Here is a 14,758-nt window from a genome sequence, read left to right as displayed (position 1 = left end):
GGCAGATTTTGCCCGGCATTAACCATGCTGCAAGCTTGGCGGCCGACAACAGGGCCTAGAGTTGGGGTCACCAGGGATTTGAAGCGCGTAGCATGAAGGTCACCGGCCCAAGCGGGATCGGATCGTCCTCCGGCGCTCGCCCGGCGCGTGGCGCCGACGGCGAAGGCTTCCGCATCATCACCCCCGACGCCGCCGGCGGCGCCGGCCAGGCCTCATCGGTCTCAGGCCCGCGCGGTGTCATGGGCGTCGAATCGCTGCTGGCCCTGCAGGACGTGGGCGGGCCGCTGGAGCGCAAACGCCGCGCCGTGCGCCGCGCCGGCCGCATCCTCGACGTGTTGGACGACATCAAGGTGGGCTTGCTCGAAGGCGGGCTCTCGGCGGGCGACCTGGACCGCCTGCGCCGCGCCATCCGTGACGAGCGCGAGCGTACCGAAGATCCGAATTTGGAAGCGGTGCTGGACGATATCGAACTGCGTGCGGCGGTCGAGATGGCGAAGCTTGAACAAGCCTCTCGTGCGGCGTAAACGCCCCTCCACACTCGTTCAGATTGAAACCACTGTTTTGTTTGCTATAAGCCCCCCGCGTGTCTCGGGCGGCTTAGGGGGCTCGGAGTGTCCATGAAGGCATCTGCCGTGTTGGCTGATCGTCCTGGTTATCGTCCTTCCGAGGACGAGGAGTTCATGAATGAGCGTCAGCTTGAGTATTTCAGGCAGAAGCTGATTGATTGGAAAGAGGATATCCTCCGCGAATCTGGAGAGACCCTCAAACATCTGCAGAGCGAGACTGAAAATCATCCTGACCTGGCCGATCGCGCCTCGTCGGAGACCGATCGATCTCTTGAGCTCCGCACCCGCGACCGGCAACGCAAGCTGATCTCCAAGATCGACGAAGCGCTGCGCCGAATCGAGGATGGCAGCTACGGCTACTGCGAAGAGACCGGCGAGCCGATCGGCGTCGCCCGACTCGACGCCCGGCCGATCGCCACGCTCAGCCTGGAAGCCCAGGAACGCCACGAGCGCCGCGAACGGGTTCATCGGGACGACTGATCCGCCTTTTCGAGGGATGGCGTCTTTGCCATTCCTGAACGCTCCGCCTATATATGCTCAAAATGAGCATTTCTCCTGGGCGTCAAATCAGGCGCTAGTTGCGGGAGGATGAGAGGCGGCCCGCCCGTGACGAAACCGTTCCACGCGATCCACAGCCACGGCTTCGTGCGCGTGGCCTCGTGCACGCCGGCGCTGGCGGTCGGCGACCCGGGGTTCAACGCCGCCCAGACCCTGGAGCTGGCCAAGGCCGGCCACGCCCGCGGCTGCGACCTGATGCTGTTCCCGGAGCTGGGGCTGTCGGCCTACGCCATCGACGACCTCTTCCTGCAGGACGCCCTGCTGCGTCGCGTGGAGGCGGAGATCGAGAGCCTGGCCGCGGCCAGCAAGGACCTCACGCCGGTGCTGATCGTCGGCGCGCCGGTCGAGCATTCGGGCGCGCTCTACAACTGCGCGGTGGTGCTTTCGCGCGGCAAAATCCTCGGAGTCGTGCCCAAAAGTTTCCTGCCCAACTATCGGGAATTCTATGAGAATCGCTGGTTCGCGCCGGGCGCGGGGGTCACCGGCCTGACGACCCGGCTGGCCGGCCAGAGCGTCCCCTTCGGGACCGACCTGGTGTTCCAGGCCGCCGACCTGGCCGACTTCAGCTTCGCCGCGGAGATCTGCGAGGACTTCTGGTCGCCGACGCCGCCTTCGACGCAAGCCGCGTTGGCCGGCGCGCTGATCCTCTGCAACCTCTCGGCCTCCAACATCGTGGTTGGCAAGGCTGACGAGCGCGAGCTGCTGTGCGCCTCGCAGTCGATGCGCTGCATGGCCGCCTACCTCTATTCGGCGGCCGGGCCGGGCGAGAGCACCACCGACCTGGCCTGGGACGGTCAGGCCACGGTCCACGAGCTGGGCAAGCTGATGGCCCAGACCGACCGGTTCCCGACCCACGCCCAGATGGCGGTGGCCGACATCGACGTCGAGCGCCTGCGCCTGGAGCGGCTGCGCACGCCCACCTTCAACAACGCCGCGGTCGCCGCCGGCCGGCCGGAAAAAGCCTTCCGCAGGATCGCCTTCGACCACCAGCCGACCTTCGACGACATCGGCCTGGAGCGCCGTCTCGATCGTTTCCCCTTCGTGCCGCACGACCCGGCGCGGCTGGACCAGGACTGCTACGAGGCGTTCAACATCCAGGTGCAGGGCCTGACGCAGCGCCTGCGCGCCACCAAGTCCAAGCACCTGATCATCGGCATTTCCGGCGGGCTGGATTCGACGCACGCCCTGCTGGTGGCGTGCCGGGCCTTCGACCTGCTGGGTAAGCCCCGCGCCGACATCCTGGGCTTCACCATGCCGGGGTTCGCCACCAGCGAGGGGACCAAGGCGAACGCCTGGGCCCTGATGACGGCGCTCGGCGTCACCGGCCAGGAGATCGATATCAAACCGGCGGCCCGCCAGATGCTGGCCGACATGGACCACCCCTTCGCCAAGGGCGACCCAGTCTATGACATCACCTTCGAGAACGTGCAGGCGGGCCTGCGCACCGACTACCTGTTCCGCCTGGCCAACCGCCATTCCGGTTTCGTGCTGGGGACCGGCGACCTGTCGGAGATCGCGCTGGGTTGGAACACCTACGGCGTCGGCGACCAGATGAGCCACTACAACGTCAACGGGTCACTGGCGAAGACCCTGATCCAGCACCTGATCCGCTGGGTGGTGAAGACGGGGCAGCTGGAGGCCGCGGCGTCCAAAACTCTGATGGCGGTCCTCGACACCGAGATCTCGCCGGAACTGGTGCCGGCCGACGCCTCTGGGGCGATCCAGTCGACCCAGGCCAAGGTGGGGCCCTACGAGCTGCAGGATTTCAGCCTCTATCACATCACCCGTTTCGGCCTGCGGCCCTCGAAGGTGGCGTTCCTGGCCTGGCACGCCTGGCGCGATGCGAGCGCGGGCGACTGGCCGCCCAACTTCCCCGAAGGGACGCGCAACGCCTACGACCTGGCGACGATCAAGACGTGGCTCAGCGTCTTCCTGTTCCGCTTCTTCGAGATCAGCCAATTCAAGCGCTCGGCCATGCCCAACGGGCCCAAGGTGATCTCCGGCGGCGCGCTCTCGCCCCGCGGCGACTGGCGCGCGCCGTCGGACGGCACGGCCAGGGTCTGGCTGGACGAGCTGGAGGCGAACGTCCCTTAGGTCACGCTGCTCAGCATCGACGACGATCCCGCCTTCGGGCCCGCGAGCAGGGCCGGCACGATGTCCTCGATCTTATCGACCACGGTCCAGGCGCCCATGAAGGCCGGCGGCGTCAGCTTGGCGTCGACGGTGTGCTGGAAGAGAGCGAACAGCGGCCCCCAGAAATTGTCGGGATTGTAGAAGACCACCGGCATGGTGTGCAGGTCGAGCCGGCGCCACGACAGGAGCTCGATCACCTCTTCCAAGGTGCCGATGCCGCCGGGCAGGATGACGAAGCCGTCCGACTCCTCGAAGAACATCTGCTTGCGCTGATGCATCGACTTGACGACCACGTGCTCGACCGTCTCCAGGGCGCGCTCCTTGCCGACCAGGAAGTCCGGGATGATCCCCAGCACCTTGCCGCCGGCGTCGTGCGCCGCGCGCGCGGTCGCGCCCATCAGGCCCACGCCGCCGCCGCCGTAAACCAGCCGCAGGTCCGCCTGCGCCAGGGCCCTGCCCAGATCGCCCGCCGCGCGCAGATAGGCCGGGTCGGCCCCGTCGGACGAGCCGCAGAACACGCACACGGACTTCAGGCTGTGGGGCTTGGCGCCCATCGATCGATACTCCGGGGAAATTCGCAGGCCTTGTCGGCGCGCGATCTAAGCCTGATTAGCTAGGCTCAGGGTTAAGGAGTTTCAACCAAGCCGTGGCGCCCGCAAAATCCATCGTTGTCGTAGCGTTCGCGCTCGCCGCGGGCCTGGGCCTGAGCGGCTGCGGCGCGCGCCCACCCGCCGCGGGCGCCGAGGGCGACGCTGCCGCCCAGGAGGTCAGCAACCTGGCGCCGCCGCGGGTGGACTCGGTGCGTCTGCAGAACGGAGGGGTGGTCCTCGCCGGGGCCGCGCCGGCCGGTGGTTTGATACGGTTGGCGACGCCGGCGGGCGAGGCCACGGGTGCGACCGCGGACGCCCATGGCCGCTGGACGATCTACCTGCCGGCGTCGGTCGAACCCCGCATCTTCGGTCTCTCCGTCAGCGAGCATGGCCGCCAAGTGCAGGCGGAGGGCTATGTGCTGGTGACGCCGCAAGGCCAGGCGGCCCTGCTGCGGGCCGGGACCGGCGCGCTGCGTATCGACCCGTCCATGACGCCAGCCCTTCGGGCCATCGACTTCGACCGCGGCGGCGGCATGGAGGTTTCCGCCCAGGTCGCGCCGGGGGCGACGGTCATCGTCCACCTGGACGGCCGCCAGGCCGCGGAGGGGCGGGCGGACGCGGCGGGACGCTACGTGGCGAGCCTGGGCTCCCAGACCGCGATCCGACCCGGCGCGCATCAGGTGCAGGTCTCGGGCGACGGCTTCAGCGACCGGGTAACCGCCCAGGTCTCGCCGGCGGCGCCCCTTGCGCAGGGCCCCGCGCGTAGCCAGCTCACCCCTGCTGGCCTGCGGGTCGACTGGATGACGCCGGGCGGTGGCGTGCAATCCACCCTTCTTGTGCACTGACGGAGCAACGGTTGGCCTTCGCCCACCCTGGAATGACCCGCCGCTTTGGCGGTGAGATCGCGCCGACCGAGGCGAAGTTCAGCTTCTGGGGCTCGCTGGGCGACCTGGGCGCGCTGGTGATGCGTTCGGGCGCGCCGCAGTTGCGCCTGCGGATCGGTGTCGCGCTGGCGCTGGTCTTCGTCGGCAAGGGCGCGGGCGTCATCGCGCCGGTGATGCTGGGCGATGCGATCAACACGCTTCGCCCCGTCGTCGAAGGGGGCGAGCTCATCGGGCCGGCCTTCGTCCTCCTGGCCGTGGCGTTCGCCGCCTTGCGGACCGCGGCGGCGTGCGCGCCCTTCGCCCGCGACGCCATCTTCACCCGGGTTTCCCAGTCGACCATGGCCAAGGCGGCGGTGGAGACCTTCGCCCATGCGCTGGGCCTGTCGCTCGATTTCCACCAGAGCAAACAGACCGGGACCCTGACCCGCATCATCGACCGCGGATCGCGTTCCACCGACTTCCTGATCCGCAGCCTGATCTTCAACCTCGGCCCGACGATGGTCGAGCTGGTCATGGCCATGGTGGTGATGGTCGTGCGGCTGAACTGGGAGTTCGCCGCCACGGCGCTGGCGACCATGGCGCTCTATGTCGTCGTGACGTTCCGGATCACCAACTGGCGGCTGTCGCACCGGCGCGAGCTGAACGAGACGGACAACCGCGTGGCGGGCCTCTCCGGCGACGCCCTGATCAACTACGAGACGCTGAAGACCTTCGGGGCCGAGAATCGCATCGTCGAGACCTACGAGAAGGCGATGGGCGACTATGTGAACGCCAGCGCCCGGGCGAACGCCTCGCTCAATCTGCTGAACGCGGCGCAGTCGGTGATCCTGAACGTCGGCCTGGGCGCGATGACCGTCATGGCCGGCTACCTTGTCGCCGGCGGCGCCCTGAAGATCGGCGACATCACCATGGCGATCCTGCTGCTGAGCGGGCTCTACGCGCCCTTGGGAATGCTGGGCTTCCAGTACCGCGAGATCCGCCAGGCGTTCATCGACATGGAGCAGATGATCTCGTTGCGCGACGTTGCGCCGGAGATCGTTGACGCGCCCGACGCCGTCGACCTGCCGCCGGCCAGCGGGCAGGGGGCCTCGATCGCCTTCGACCGCGTGAACTTCCAGCACGACGCCCGCTCGGTCGGCCTGCGTGATGTCAGCTTTTCCGCGCCGCCCGGAACCACTACGGCGCTGGTGGGGCCGTCCGGGGCGGGCAAAACTACCGCCGTACGCTTGGCCATGCGCCTGCTCGATCCCAATTCCGGGCGGGTGATGATCGACGGCCTGGACATGCGCCAGGTGAAGCAGGCCTCGCTGCGCCAAGCGGTCGCCCTGGTGCCGCAGGACGTGGCCCTGTTCAACGAGAGCCTCTACGCCAACATCGCCTTCGCCCGACCTGGCGCGGGCAATGACGAGGTCCGCGCGGCCGCGGAGGCCGCCGAGCTCGGCCCGTTCATCGACAGCCTGCCCAACGGCATGTCGACGATGGTCGGCGAGCGGGGCCTGAAGCTTTCCGGCGGCGAGCGCCAGCGGGTGGGCATCGCCCGCGCCCTGCTGGCCAACCCGCGCGTCTTGATCCTCGATGAGGCCACCAGCGCCCTGGACGGCCCCACCGAGGCGGCGATCCAGGAGACCCTGCGCAAGGTGAAGGCCGGGCGCACCACGCTGGTGATCGCCCATCGCCTGTCGACCATCGTCGACGCCGACCAGATCCTGGTCCTGCGGCGCGGCAAGATCGTCGAGCGCGGGACCCACACCGAGCTCCTGGCCAAGACTGGAGAGTACGCCGCGCTCTGGCGCCGGCAGACGCGTGAAGCCTAGGACGCCGCCGCGATCCTACGAATTGAACGTCAAGTTGTTCGCAGAAATTCGCGCTTGGATTTTTATACTTCGCTGACTCTTTACGCAGACCTCCTCCAATTTCGCTCGATATCGCCCATATTGCCAGCATCGCGCCGACTTCAGCCCGCGATGGAGAGACCCGACTCATCAGAAGTCGGGTCCATGGAAACGCTTTTGGGAGTGAGAGCATGAACAACAGAATCCTCGTCGCCCTCGGTTGCGCCTTCGCCCTGGCGGGCGCGGTTTCGGCCCGGGCCGCTGTCGTGAGCGAAGCCGATGCGGCGCGTGAGATCGAGAACCTGCCGACGCAGGTCGCAATCAAGTTCGGCGATCTCGATCTCGCCAGCCAGCAGGGGTCGGCGGCAATGTTGCAGCGGATCAGCCACGCGGCCCTGGAGGCCTGCGGCGCGTCCGGCTTCAGCGTGCCGGACTACCGCTGGGCGACGAAGCACTCGAGTTGTTACCGCAGCAGCATGGATCGGGCCGTGGCCGACCTGGCGGCGCCGACCGTGACGCGCCTCTATGAGCAGCGCCGGGAGTACGCGTCGAACTGACGTCAATCGGGACCTGATGACCCCGCGGCTCGCGCGCGTGATGCCGAGGATCGGGAGGGAATGACCTTTCCCATCCGCGCCAGCGGCACCGGCTCGCCGCCGCGGTCGTCGAGGATCTCTTCGATCACTGTGTAGCCGGCGCTGAGGTAGAGCGGTTGGCCGGACAGGGTGCCCATCAGCTCCAGTCGGGTGAAGCCCTCGGCGCGGGCGGCGTCCTCGCAGAGCGCCAGGATCAGCCGCCCGACGCCGCGGCGGGCGAAGGACGGATGCGTATACATCGCCCGGACCCGGGCGGCGTCCCTGGCGGGGTCGAGGAGGGCGGCGTCGCGGCCCGGGGAATGGTCGCCGCCGTAGAGGGTCGCGCGCCGGCTCCAGCCGCCGCACCCGGCGATGCGGCCGCCGTCTTCGACGATGAAATAGGTGCGATCGGCGACCAGTTGCCGGTCGAGGCCCATGATGGTGCGGCTGGCGGCGATCTGGGCAGGGCTGAGGAAGCCTTTCTGCAGCTCGGCGATCGAGGCCGCCATCACCGCCTCCAGCGCCGGCAGGTCGGCTTCCCCCGCGATGCGGGACGTCAGGCCGGCCATCGGCCTATTCGGCCGCGCGCGGGATGTCGTAGGGCTTCACCGGCGCAGGCTTGGGGGTGAATCCAAGCTGCCGCTGGCCCCACCGCCAGTAGCCGGCGAAGCGGGCCGAGGCGATCTTCGGCGCGGCCAGCAGCACCGGAGTCAGCACCAGGGTCAGCAGGGTCGCGAAGGAGAGCCCCCAGACCACCGCTCCGGACAGCTGGACCCACCATTCGGAGCCGGGGGCCTTCAGCTCGATGTGGCCGGTGTCGAAGTTCGGGTGGATCTGGAACATCATCGGCAGCAGGCCCACGACCGTCACGACGGTGGTTAGCATCACCGGCCGGAAGCGCTGGGCGGCGGCGCGCACGGCGGCCTCGTCGGCGGGGAAGCCCTGGCGGCGGAGCTGATAGAAGGTGTCCACCAGCACGATGTTGTGGCCCACCACGACGCCCGCCAGCGAAACCACGCCGGTGCCCACCAGGATCACCGAGATGTAATCGAAGGTGTGCAGGAGGTTGATCTCGATGCCCAGGAGCACGCCGATGGTCGAAAGGGCCACCGCCGACAGCGTCACCAGCACGCCGTAGAAGCTGTTGAACTGCCAGAGCAGGATCACGCTCATCAGGAACAGCGACACCCCCATGGCCACGATGAAGAAGGTCGCGGCGTTCGCGCCTTCTTCGTCGGCGCCGGTGAACTTGACGTGCACCTCCGGATCGATGGCGGCCTTGGCGAGCCAGGGTTTGAGCTGGGCGATCTTCTGGTTGGCGGCGATGCCCTTGACGGTGTTGGCCTGGATCAAGACCAGCCGCTGTCCTTCACGCCGCTGGATCAGGCTCACCTGCTGGGTCGGCAGGCGCTTGACGAAGTAGCTGGCCGGCACCGGGCCTGAGGGCGTGGTGATCTTCAGCTGATCGAAGGCCGCGACGGTCCGCGCGTCGGTCGGGAAGCGCATGCGGATGTCGAGCTCGTCCTGCACGTCGTCAGGACGGAACCGGCCCACCAGGACCCCATCGGTGAGGAACTGGATCGCCTGGCCGACCGCCAGCACGTCGACGCCATAGCGGCCGGCGGCCACGCGGTCGACGGTCATGTTGTACTGGATGCCGGGCGAGGTTCGATTGTCCTCCAGATCGACGAGCTGGGGGTCGGCGGCGAGCTTGGCCTTCACCAGGTCGGCGGCCTGGCCGAGGACGACGGGGTCGTGGCTGCTGAGCTGCACCTGCACCGACTTGCCGATCGGCGGGCCGCTTTCGGGCTCGCGCACCTCGACGGACATTCCGGGCAGGTCGGTGACGCGCTTGCGGATCTCGCTGGCGACGTCCTCGCCGCGGATGCCGAGCGCCTTGCGCTGTTCGTACTTCAAGAACTGCACCTGGATACGGCCGATGGTGTCGTTGGGCGGCGAGTTGGGGCCGCCGAAGGAGACCACGCTGCCGGCGCGGACGTACATGGAGTCCACGCCCTTGATGTCCAGCAGGCGGTTTTCGACCTGGCGGGTCAGGGCATCCTGCGCGTCGGGCGACAGGTTGCCGCGCGCCTTCAGATAGACGGTCACCGACTCCGGGTCCTGGTTGAGGAAGAACTCCGTGCGGTGCGGCGTCACGCCGAACCAGACGATGATGGCCAACACCACCGCCAGGGTCCCGGCGACGGTGCGCCCCGGGTGATCGCCCAGATAGGACAGGGTGCGCGCGTACCAGCCCATGAAGCCGGACATCTCGCGCGGATCGCCATGCTCCGACTTCTCGATCTCGGCCAGATGCTCGGCGTCGACGGCCGTCGCGCGGCCGAAGATCGAGCCCACGGCCGGCGTGAAGATCAGGGCCACGAAGATCGAGGCGCCGAGGACGAAGAACAGGGTGAGCGGCAGGAAGCTCATGAACTTGCCGCTGATCGAGTTCCAGAACATGAACGGCAGGAAGGCGCAGAGCGTCGTCAGGGTGCCGTTGACCACCGGCCAGAACATGCGCTTGGCCGCCGCGGCGAAGGCCTGCTCCTTGGGCATGCCTTCGGCCATCTTCCGGTCGGCGTATTCCACCACCACGATGCCGCCGTCGACCAGGATGCCGACCGCTAGCAGCAGGCCGAACATGACCATCTGGTTGAGGGTTACGCCCATGCCGTGGATCATCATGAAGGTGATCAGGAAACAGACGGGGATCGCCAGGCCCACGATGAGGCCCTGGCGGATTCCCAGGCTCGCCACCACGATCAGCATGACCAGCAGACTGGCCATCAGGATGCCGCCGACCAGTATGGTCAGTGTGCGGCCGATCAGGTCGGAGGTGTCGTAGGTGTAGTCGACCTTGACGGTCGCCGGCCAATGTTTGGACTCGTCCTCGACCACCTTGCGGACGGTCTTGACGGTGTCGAGCACGTTGGCGCCGCTGCGCTTGGAGACGTCCAGCGCCACCGCCGGCTGACCGTTGAACCGGGTGACGAAGTCGGCTTCCTTGAAGGTGCGGCGCACGCTGCCGATGTCGCCGATGGTGACGATCCGGTCGCCGCTCTTCTTGACCGGCAGGGCCAGGATGTCGGCGGGATTCTGCACGACGCCCGGAATCTTCATGGCGAAGAGGCCGGCGCCTGAGCGCAGGTTGCCGGCGGGCACGAGCTGGTTGTTGCGCGCGATCACCGCCGACAGGTCAGACGCGGTGACGTTGTAGGCCTCCATGCGCAGGGGATCGATGTCGACCTCCAGCACCTGGTCGCGGGCGCCGCTCTCAAAGGCCTGCTGCACGCCGGGCGCGCTTTCCAGGCGTTCCTTCAGGTCGCGGGAGATGCGCGCCAGCTCCCGCTCCGGCGCCTGGCCGTGCAGGATGATGCCGATGATTGGCTGGTCGGCGAAATTCTGCTCCTCGATGTCCGGCGGCTCGGCGTCGGGCGGGAAACGGCCGCGCGCCAGGTCGACCTTGGACCGCACGTCGTCCAGCGCCTTCTGCTTGGAGAAGTCGGGCTCGAACTCGAGGGTCACCACCGCCGCGCTTTCCTCGGCGACGGCGTTCATGTGCTTGACGCCCTGGATGGTCTGGAGCTGAACCTCCAGCGGCTTGACCAGTAGGCGCTCGGCGTCCTCCGGGCTGACGCCCGGGAACGGCACCACCACGGTGATGTAGGGCAGGTCGATGTCGGGATTGGCCTCCCGCGGCATCGAATTGTAGGCGAAGATACCGAACAGGCAGGCGACGACGGTGACGCCCAGCACCACCTTCTTGCGCTTGATGGCTCCGTCGATCAGGGCGCCGATCATGATCTTCCTCCTATCGCTTTGGCGCTATTGCGCCGCGGCGACACGAACCTTCTGGCCGTCGGCGACATAGGACTGGCCGACGGTGATCAACTGCACGGGGCCGGAGAGGCCGGTCACCCAGACGCCGTCATGCGTCTCCTCCAGGACCCCGATCGGGGCGAAGGCCACGCGGCCGTCGCCGACGACGTAGCGCACGCCTTGCCGGCCGGCTGAGTCCAGCACGAGGGCCGAGACCGGCACCAGGTGTGCGGGGCCCGCGCCGGCGCCGATGTGCATCTCCGCCGAGAGGCCCGAGCGGACGTCGAGCCTGGGGTTCGGGAGCGTCATCTCCAGATGGTAGGTGCGGGTCTGCGGATCGGCGTCGTGGCTGACGTAGCGGATGCGGCCGGTCAGCGTCTGGCCGGAGACAAGCCTGGCGGTGGCCGCGGCGCCGACCTTCATCCTGGCGGCCTCGGTTTCCGGCACGTCGCCGACCACCAGCAGGGGATCGATCTCGATCACCGTGCCGCAGGGCTGGCCGGGGCTGAGATAGGTCCCGACCTCCGCGACACGCTGATCGAAGACGCCGGTGAAGGGCGCCTTGATGTCCACCTGCCCGATGGCGATCTCTGCGGCCCGCACGGCGGCCCTGGCGGCGTCGAGGTTGGCCTGGCCCTGCAGCACCTGGGTCGGCGAGCGGAAGCCCTTCTTGGCCAGCTCGGCGTTCTGCTGCTGGGAGAGTTCCATGGATTTCTCCGCCGCATGCGCCTGATCCAGCGCCGCCTGCCGTGCGTCGACGGCAAGGCGGCAGAGAACCTGGCCCCGCTTCACAAAGGTGCCCTGCAGCACGGGAGCCTGCGCCACCACGCCTGCGGTCTCCGACCGCACGATCACCGAGCGGGTGGCCTGGGTGCGGCCGCGCACCACCACCTCGTAAGGCCGTACGACCTCTGGGATCAGTTTGGCCTGTACGCTGGCCGGCCCGGCGGCCGGCCCCGCGGACGTCGCGGCCTTGGCGTGGGCCGTAGCCGGCGCGCCGAGGCTCAGCAGGCTGCGCGCGATGAAATAGAACGCGACCGCGCCGACGATGGCGACAACGAAAAGGTACTGTGGCTTCAACCGCATCAAGCTGCCCCTGAGCCCCCTACAGCTCTCCGCGAATCAGCGACGCCTCGATCCGCGGGTCCGCATCTTAGGCGGTTCCCTGGCTTGTGATGCCACCGTTACGCGAGCGCAAATGAAATCGCGGACAGGATGGCGCCACGGCGTTTATGACTGGTGCGCGGCTTTCCCCATTGCACCACGCGGGCGCGGCGGATGCCGCGTGACCTCGTGTCGCAGAATCTTACTTTGTAAAAGGACAATCGCCTGTGAAGTACCTGCACACAATGGTCCGGGTCACGGACCTGGACGCTTCGCTGGAATTCTATTGCGACAAGCTGGGCCTGGTGGAGGCCTCGCGAACGGAGAATCCCGGCGGCCGCTTCACCCTGGTCTTCCTCTGCGCACCGGGCGACGAGGCCGCCGCCAAGGCCAACAAGGCCCCGATGGTCGAACTCACCTACAACTGGGATCCCGAGGCCTATGAGGGCGGCCGCAACTTCGGCCACCTGGCCTACGCCGTGGACGACATCTATGCGACCTGCCAGCGGTTGAAGGACAAGGGCGTGGTCATCAACCGCCCGCCGCGCGACGGGCGTATGGCCTTCGTGCGGTCTCCCGACAACATCTCTATCGAACTCCTGCAGGCGGGTCCGGCGCTGGCGCCGGCCGAGCCCTGGGCGTCCATGCCCAATGTGGGCGCCTGGTAGGTTTCGGGCCTGAGACGCGCGCGACATCGCCCTAACCGCGCGCTAAGCGATGCTCGCTAAGGCGGCTCCCTTGAGTCGCCAATGGAGGCCCGCCATGGGCAAGATCCCGCAGGTCGGCGAACCCGCGCCGTTCTTCGCCGCCGCCACAGACGGCGTCGAGCGCTACAGCCTGGACGTCGTGGCCGGCCGCTGGATCGTGCTGATGTTCTTCGGGACCATGGGCCAGGCCGCGCCGGCGGAGGGCCTGGCGCTGGCCCTGGAGCGCCGCCAGCTGTTCAACGGCGCGGACGCGGCTTTCTTCGGCGTCAGCATCGACCCGGCCGACCGCGAGCAGCGCGGTCTGGCCAATTCCGATCCCGGCGTGCGATTCTTCTGGGATTTCGACCTGGCGGTGAGCCGCCTCTACGGCGCCGTCGACGAGGTGAACCTGCGGCCCTGCCTGTTCCTCATCGACCCGGCTTTCCGTATCGCCATGAGCGCGCCCATCGAGGCGACGGGCCTGGTGCTGGACCGGCTGGCGCAGGAACTGGCCGATGCGCCGGCGCAGGCCCAGGCGCAATACGCCCCGGTGCTGACCCTGCCGCGCATCCTGGAGCCGGAGATCTGCGAGGCCCTGATCGCCTACTATCGCGTCGGCGGCGCCACGGCGTCCGGCTTCGCCCAGGACGTCGGCGGCCAGACCGTACAGCACATCGATACCTTCATGAAGCGCCGTAGCGACGTGACGATCGAGGACGAAACGGTGCTGGAGGCGATCACGACGCGCCTGAAGGACCGGCTGTTCCCGTTGGTGCGGCGGGCCCTCGGCTGGCAGGCGCAGCACATCGAGCGCTATCTGATCTGCCGCTATGGCGAGGAGGAATTGGGCTTCTTCTCCCGCCACCGCGATGACGCCACCGCCGGCACGGCGCACCGCAAGTTCGCGGTCTCCCTGAACCTCAACGACGGCTACGAGGGCGGCGAGCTGTGCTTCCCGGAGTTCGGCCCGCGCACCTATCGGCCGCCGGTTGGCGGGGCGACGGTGTTCGCCTGTGGCCTGCTGCACGAGGCGACGCCGGTGACCAAGGGTGAGCGGTTCGTCTTCGTGCCGTTCCTCTACGACGAGGAGGGCGCGCGCATCCGCCGGCAGAACATGTCCAAGGTCTCGGTGGACCTGCGTGAGAGCCGGAGAGACCGTCGGGCGAAGGGCAAGCGTTAGACGGGAACGACCGAACACCAGCGGAGGGATGCATGGCGTCACGAGGCAGAAGCGCGGGCTACGCGCTGTGGGCGATGATCGCCATGGCGGCGGGTCTGTGCGGCCTGGGCGCGCTGTCGCTGATCTACCAGGACACCACGCTGCAGTGGGAGCCGGTCCCGGCGTCGTGGCCACGGCACGCCGCCTTGGGCGCGGGCTCGGGCCTCATCCTGCTGGCCAGCGGCGTGATGATGGCCATGCGCCGCACGCGCGCGCTCGGCGCCGGGATCGCCGGCGCCTTCATCGGCCTGTGGGTCCTGGGCCTGCATCTGCCGCATGCCTTCGCCAAGCCGACCGACGTGGCGGTCTGGCAGGCCGTGGCCGAGTCCACGGCTATGGCGCTGGGCGGTTTCCTCGCGCGGCGCGAGCTCCTGGCGGGGCCTGGCCGGTTGACGGATATCGAGGTGCGCCTGTTCGGCCTCTGCTGTCTGGTCTTCGGGGTCTCGCACCTCGTCTATGCGAAGTTCACCGCCTCCATGGTCCCGGCCTGGCTGCCCATGCGCCTGGACCTCGCCTACCTGACCGGCGCGATCCACGCCCTGACCGGCCTGGCGATGCTCGCAGGCTTCCGCCGGCGGTGGGCCGCCATGATCGAGGCCCTGATGATGACGTCGTTCGTCGCCCTGGTGCACCTGCCGCGCGTGGCCGCCAAGCCGGGCGACCGGTTGGAGCTGACCCTGCTGTTCGTGGCGATCACCCTCAGCGCCGCTGCCTGGATCGTGGCGACCTCGCGCACGGCCGCCCGGCGCTAGACCCGACACGCGGCGATCGCGGCGTTCGGCGCCAAAC

The 14,758-nt window shown here is 68.2% G+C and carries 13 protein-coding genes; 9 read left to right on the top strand and 4 right to left on the bottom strand.

Annotated elements, in window-relative coordinates; genetic code table 11:
- Positions 1-92: 92 nt before the first annotated feature.
- The 3 genes from VHS75_RS05620 to VHS75_RS05610 all read left to right on the top strand — a co-directional run bounded on the left by VHS75_RS05620 (position 93) and on the right by VHS75_RS05610 (position 3,218).
- Positions 93-524 carry a flagellar assembly protein FliX gene (locus VHS75_RS05620; RefSeq protein ID WP_329637624.1) on the top strand — a complete coding sequence of 144 codons (432 nt, stop codon included), beginning with the start codon at positions 93-95 and terminating at the stop codon, positions 522-524.
- 93 nt (positions 525-617) lie between these two features.
- Entirely contained in the window at positions 618-1,046 is a 429-nt protein-coding gene (dksA, locus tag VHS75_RS05615) for an RNA polymerase-binding protein DksA (RefSeq protein ID WP_293372079.1), read from the top strand.
- A 126-nt stretch (positions 1,047-1,172) separates the two neighbouring features.
- On the top strand, positions 1,173-3,218 hold the full coding sequence (locus VHS75_RS05610; RefSeq protein WP_329637623.1) for an NAD(+) synthase: 2,046 nt from the start codon (positions 1,173-1,175) through the stop codon (positions 3,216-3,218).
- Here the strand turns inward: VHS75_RS05610 and VHS75_RS05605 are convergent.
- On the bottom strand, positions 3,215-3,811 hold the full coding sequence (locus VHS75_RS05605) for a TIGR00730 family Rossman fold protein (protein WP_329637622.1): 597 nt from the start codon (positions 3,809-3,811) through the stop codon (positions 3,215-3,217). The two genes, VHS75_RS05610 and VHS75_RS05605, sit on opposite strands and share 4 nt — an antisense overlap.
- 92 nt (positions 3,812-3,903) lie before the next feature.
- On the opposite strand from VHS75_RS05605, the gene VHS75_RS05600 reads away from it, so the two are divergent.
- The 3 genes from VHS75_RS05600 (at position 3,904) to VHS75_RS05590 (ending at position 7,120) form a co-directional block, all read left to right on the top strand.
- On the top strand, positions 3,904-4,692 hold the full coding sequence (locus tag VHS75_RS05600; protein ID WP_329637621.1) for a carboxypeptidase-like regulatory domain-containing protein: 789 nt from the start codon (positions 3,904-3,906) through the stop codon (positions 4,690-4,692).
- Positions 4,693-4,724: 32 nt separating this feature from the next.
- Positions 4,725-6,545, top strand: coding sequence for an ABC transporter ATP-binding protein/permease (locus tag VHS75_RS05595; RefSeq protein WP_329637667.1), 1,821 nt, complete (start codon positions 4,725-4,727; stop codon positions 6,543-6,545).
- Positions 6,546-6,754: 209 nt separating this feature from the next.
- Positions 6,755-7,120 (top strand): UrcA family protein, encoded by a 366-nt coding sequence (locus VHS75_RS05590; RefSeq protein ID WP_329637620.1) that lies wholly within the window; start codon positions 6,755-6,757, stop codon positions 7,118-7,120.
- 2 nt (positions 7,121-7,122) lie between these two features.
- On the opposite strand, the gene VHS75_RS05585 is transcribed toward VHS75_RS05590, so the two are convergent.
- The 3 genes from VHS75_RS05585 to VHS75_RS05575 are packed head-to-tail and all read right to left on the bottom strand — an operon-like array spanning position 7,123 to position 12,046.
- The gene (locus tag VHS75_RS05585; protein ID WP_329637619.1) at positions 7,123-7,707 is read right to left on the bottom strand and encodes a GNAT family N-acetyltransferase; all 585 of its coding nucleotides are present in this window, start codon (positions 7,705-7,707) and stop codon (positions 7,123-7,125) included.
- A 4-nt stretch (positions 7,708-7,711) separates the two neighbouring features.
- On the bottom strand, positions 7,712-10,942 hold the full coding sequence (locus VHS75_RS05580; RefSeq protein WP_329637618.1) for an efflux RND transporter permease subunit: 3,231 nt from the start codon (positions 10,940-10,942) through the stop codon (positions 7,712-7,714).
- A gap of 24 nt (positions 10,943-10,966) precedes the next feature.
- Positions 10,967-12,046, bottom strand: a complete 1,080-nt coding sequence (locus tag VHS75_RS05575) for an efflux RND transporter periplasmic adaptor subunit (RefSeq protein WP_329637617.1) — start codon at positions 12,044-12,046, stop codon at positions 10,967-10,969.
- Between the two features lie 245 nt (positions 12,047-12,291).
- Here VHS75_RS05575 and VHS75_RS05570 point away from each other — a divergent pair, with 245 nt between their 5' ends.
- From VHS75_RS05570 to VHS75_RS05560, 3 genes are all read left to right on the top strand, one after another.
- On the top strand, positions 12,292-12,732 hold the full coding sequence (locus tag VHS75_RS05570; RefSeq protein WP_329637616.1) for a VOC family protein: 441 nt from the start codon (positions 12,292-12,294) through the stop codon (positions 12,730-12,732).
- A 94-nt stretch (positions 12,733-12,826) separates the two neighbouring features.
- Positions 12,827-13,930: a redoxin domain-containing protein gene (locus tag VHS75_RS05565; protein ID WP_329637615.1), complete on the top strand. Its 1,104-nt coding sequence runs from the start codon at positions 12,827-12,829 to the stop codon at positions 13,928-13,930.
- Positions 13,931-13,962: 32 nt separating this feature from the next.
- Complete coding sequence (locus tag VHS75_RS05560; RefSeq protein WP_329637614.1) at positions 13,963-14,721, top strand: hypothetical protein; 759 nt, start codon at positions 13,963-13,965, stop codon at positions 14,719-14,721.
- Positions 14,722-14,758 lie beyond the last annotated feature (37 nt).

The organism is Phenylobacterium sp., assembly GCF_036264965.1.
In the GTDB taxonomy this organism is placed as follows: domain Bacteria; phylum Pseudomonadota; class Alphaproteobacteria; order Caulobacterales; family Caulobacteraceae; genus Phenylobacterium.
This window is presented reverse-complemented; position numbering and strand designations above follow the sequence as displayed.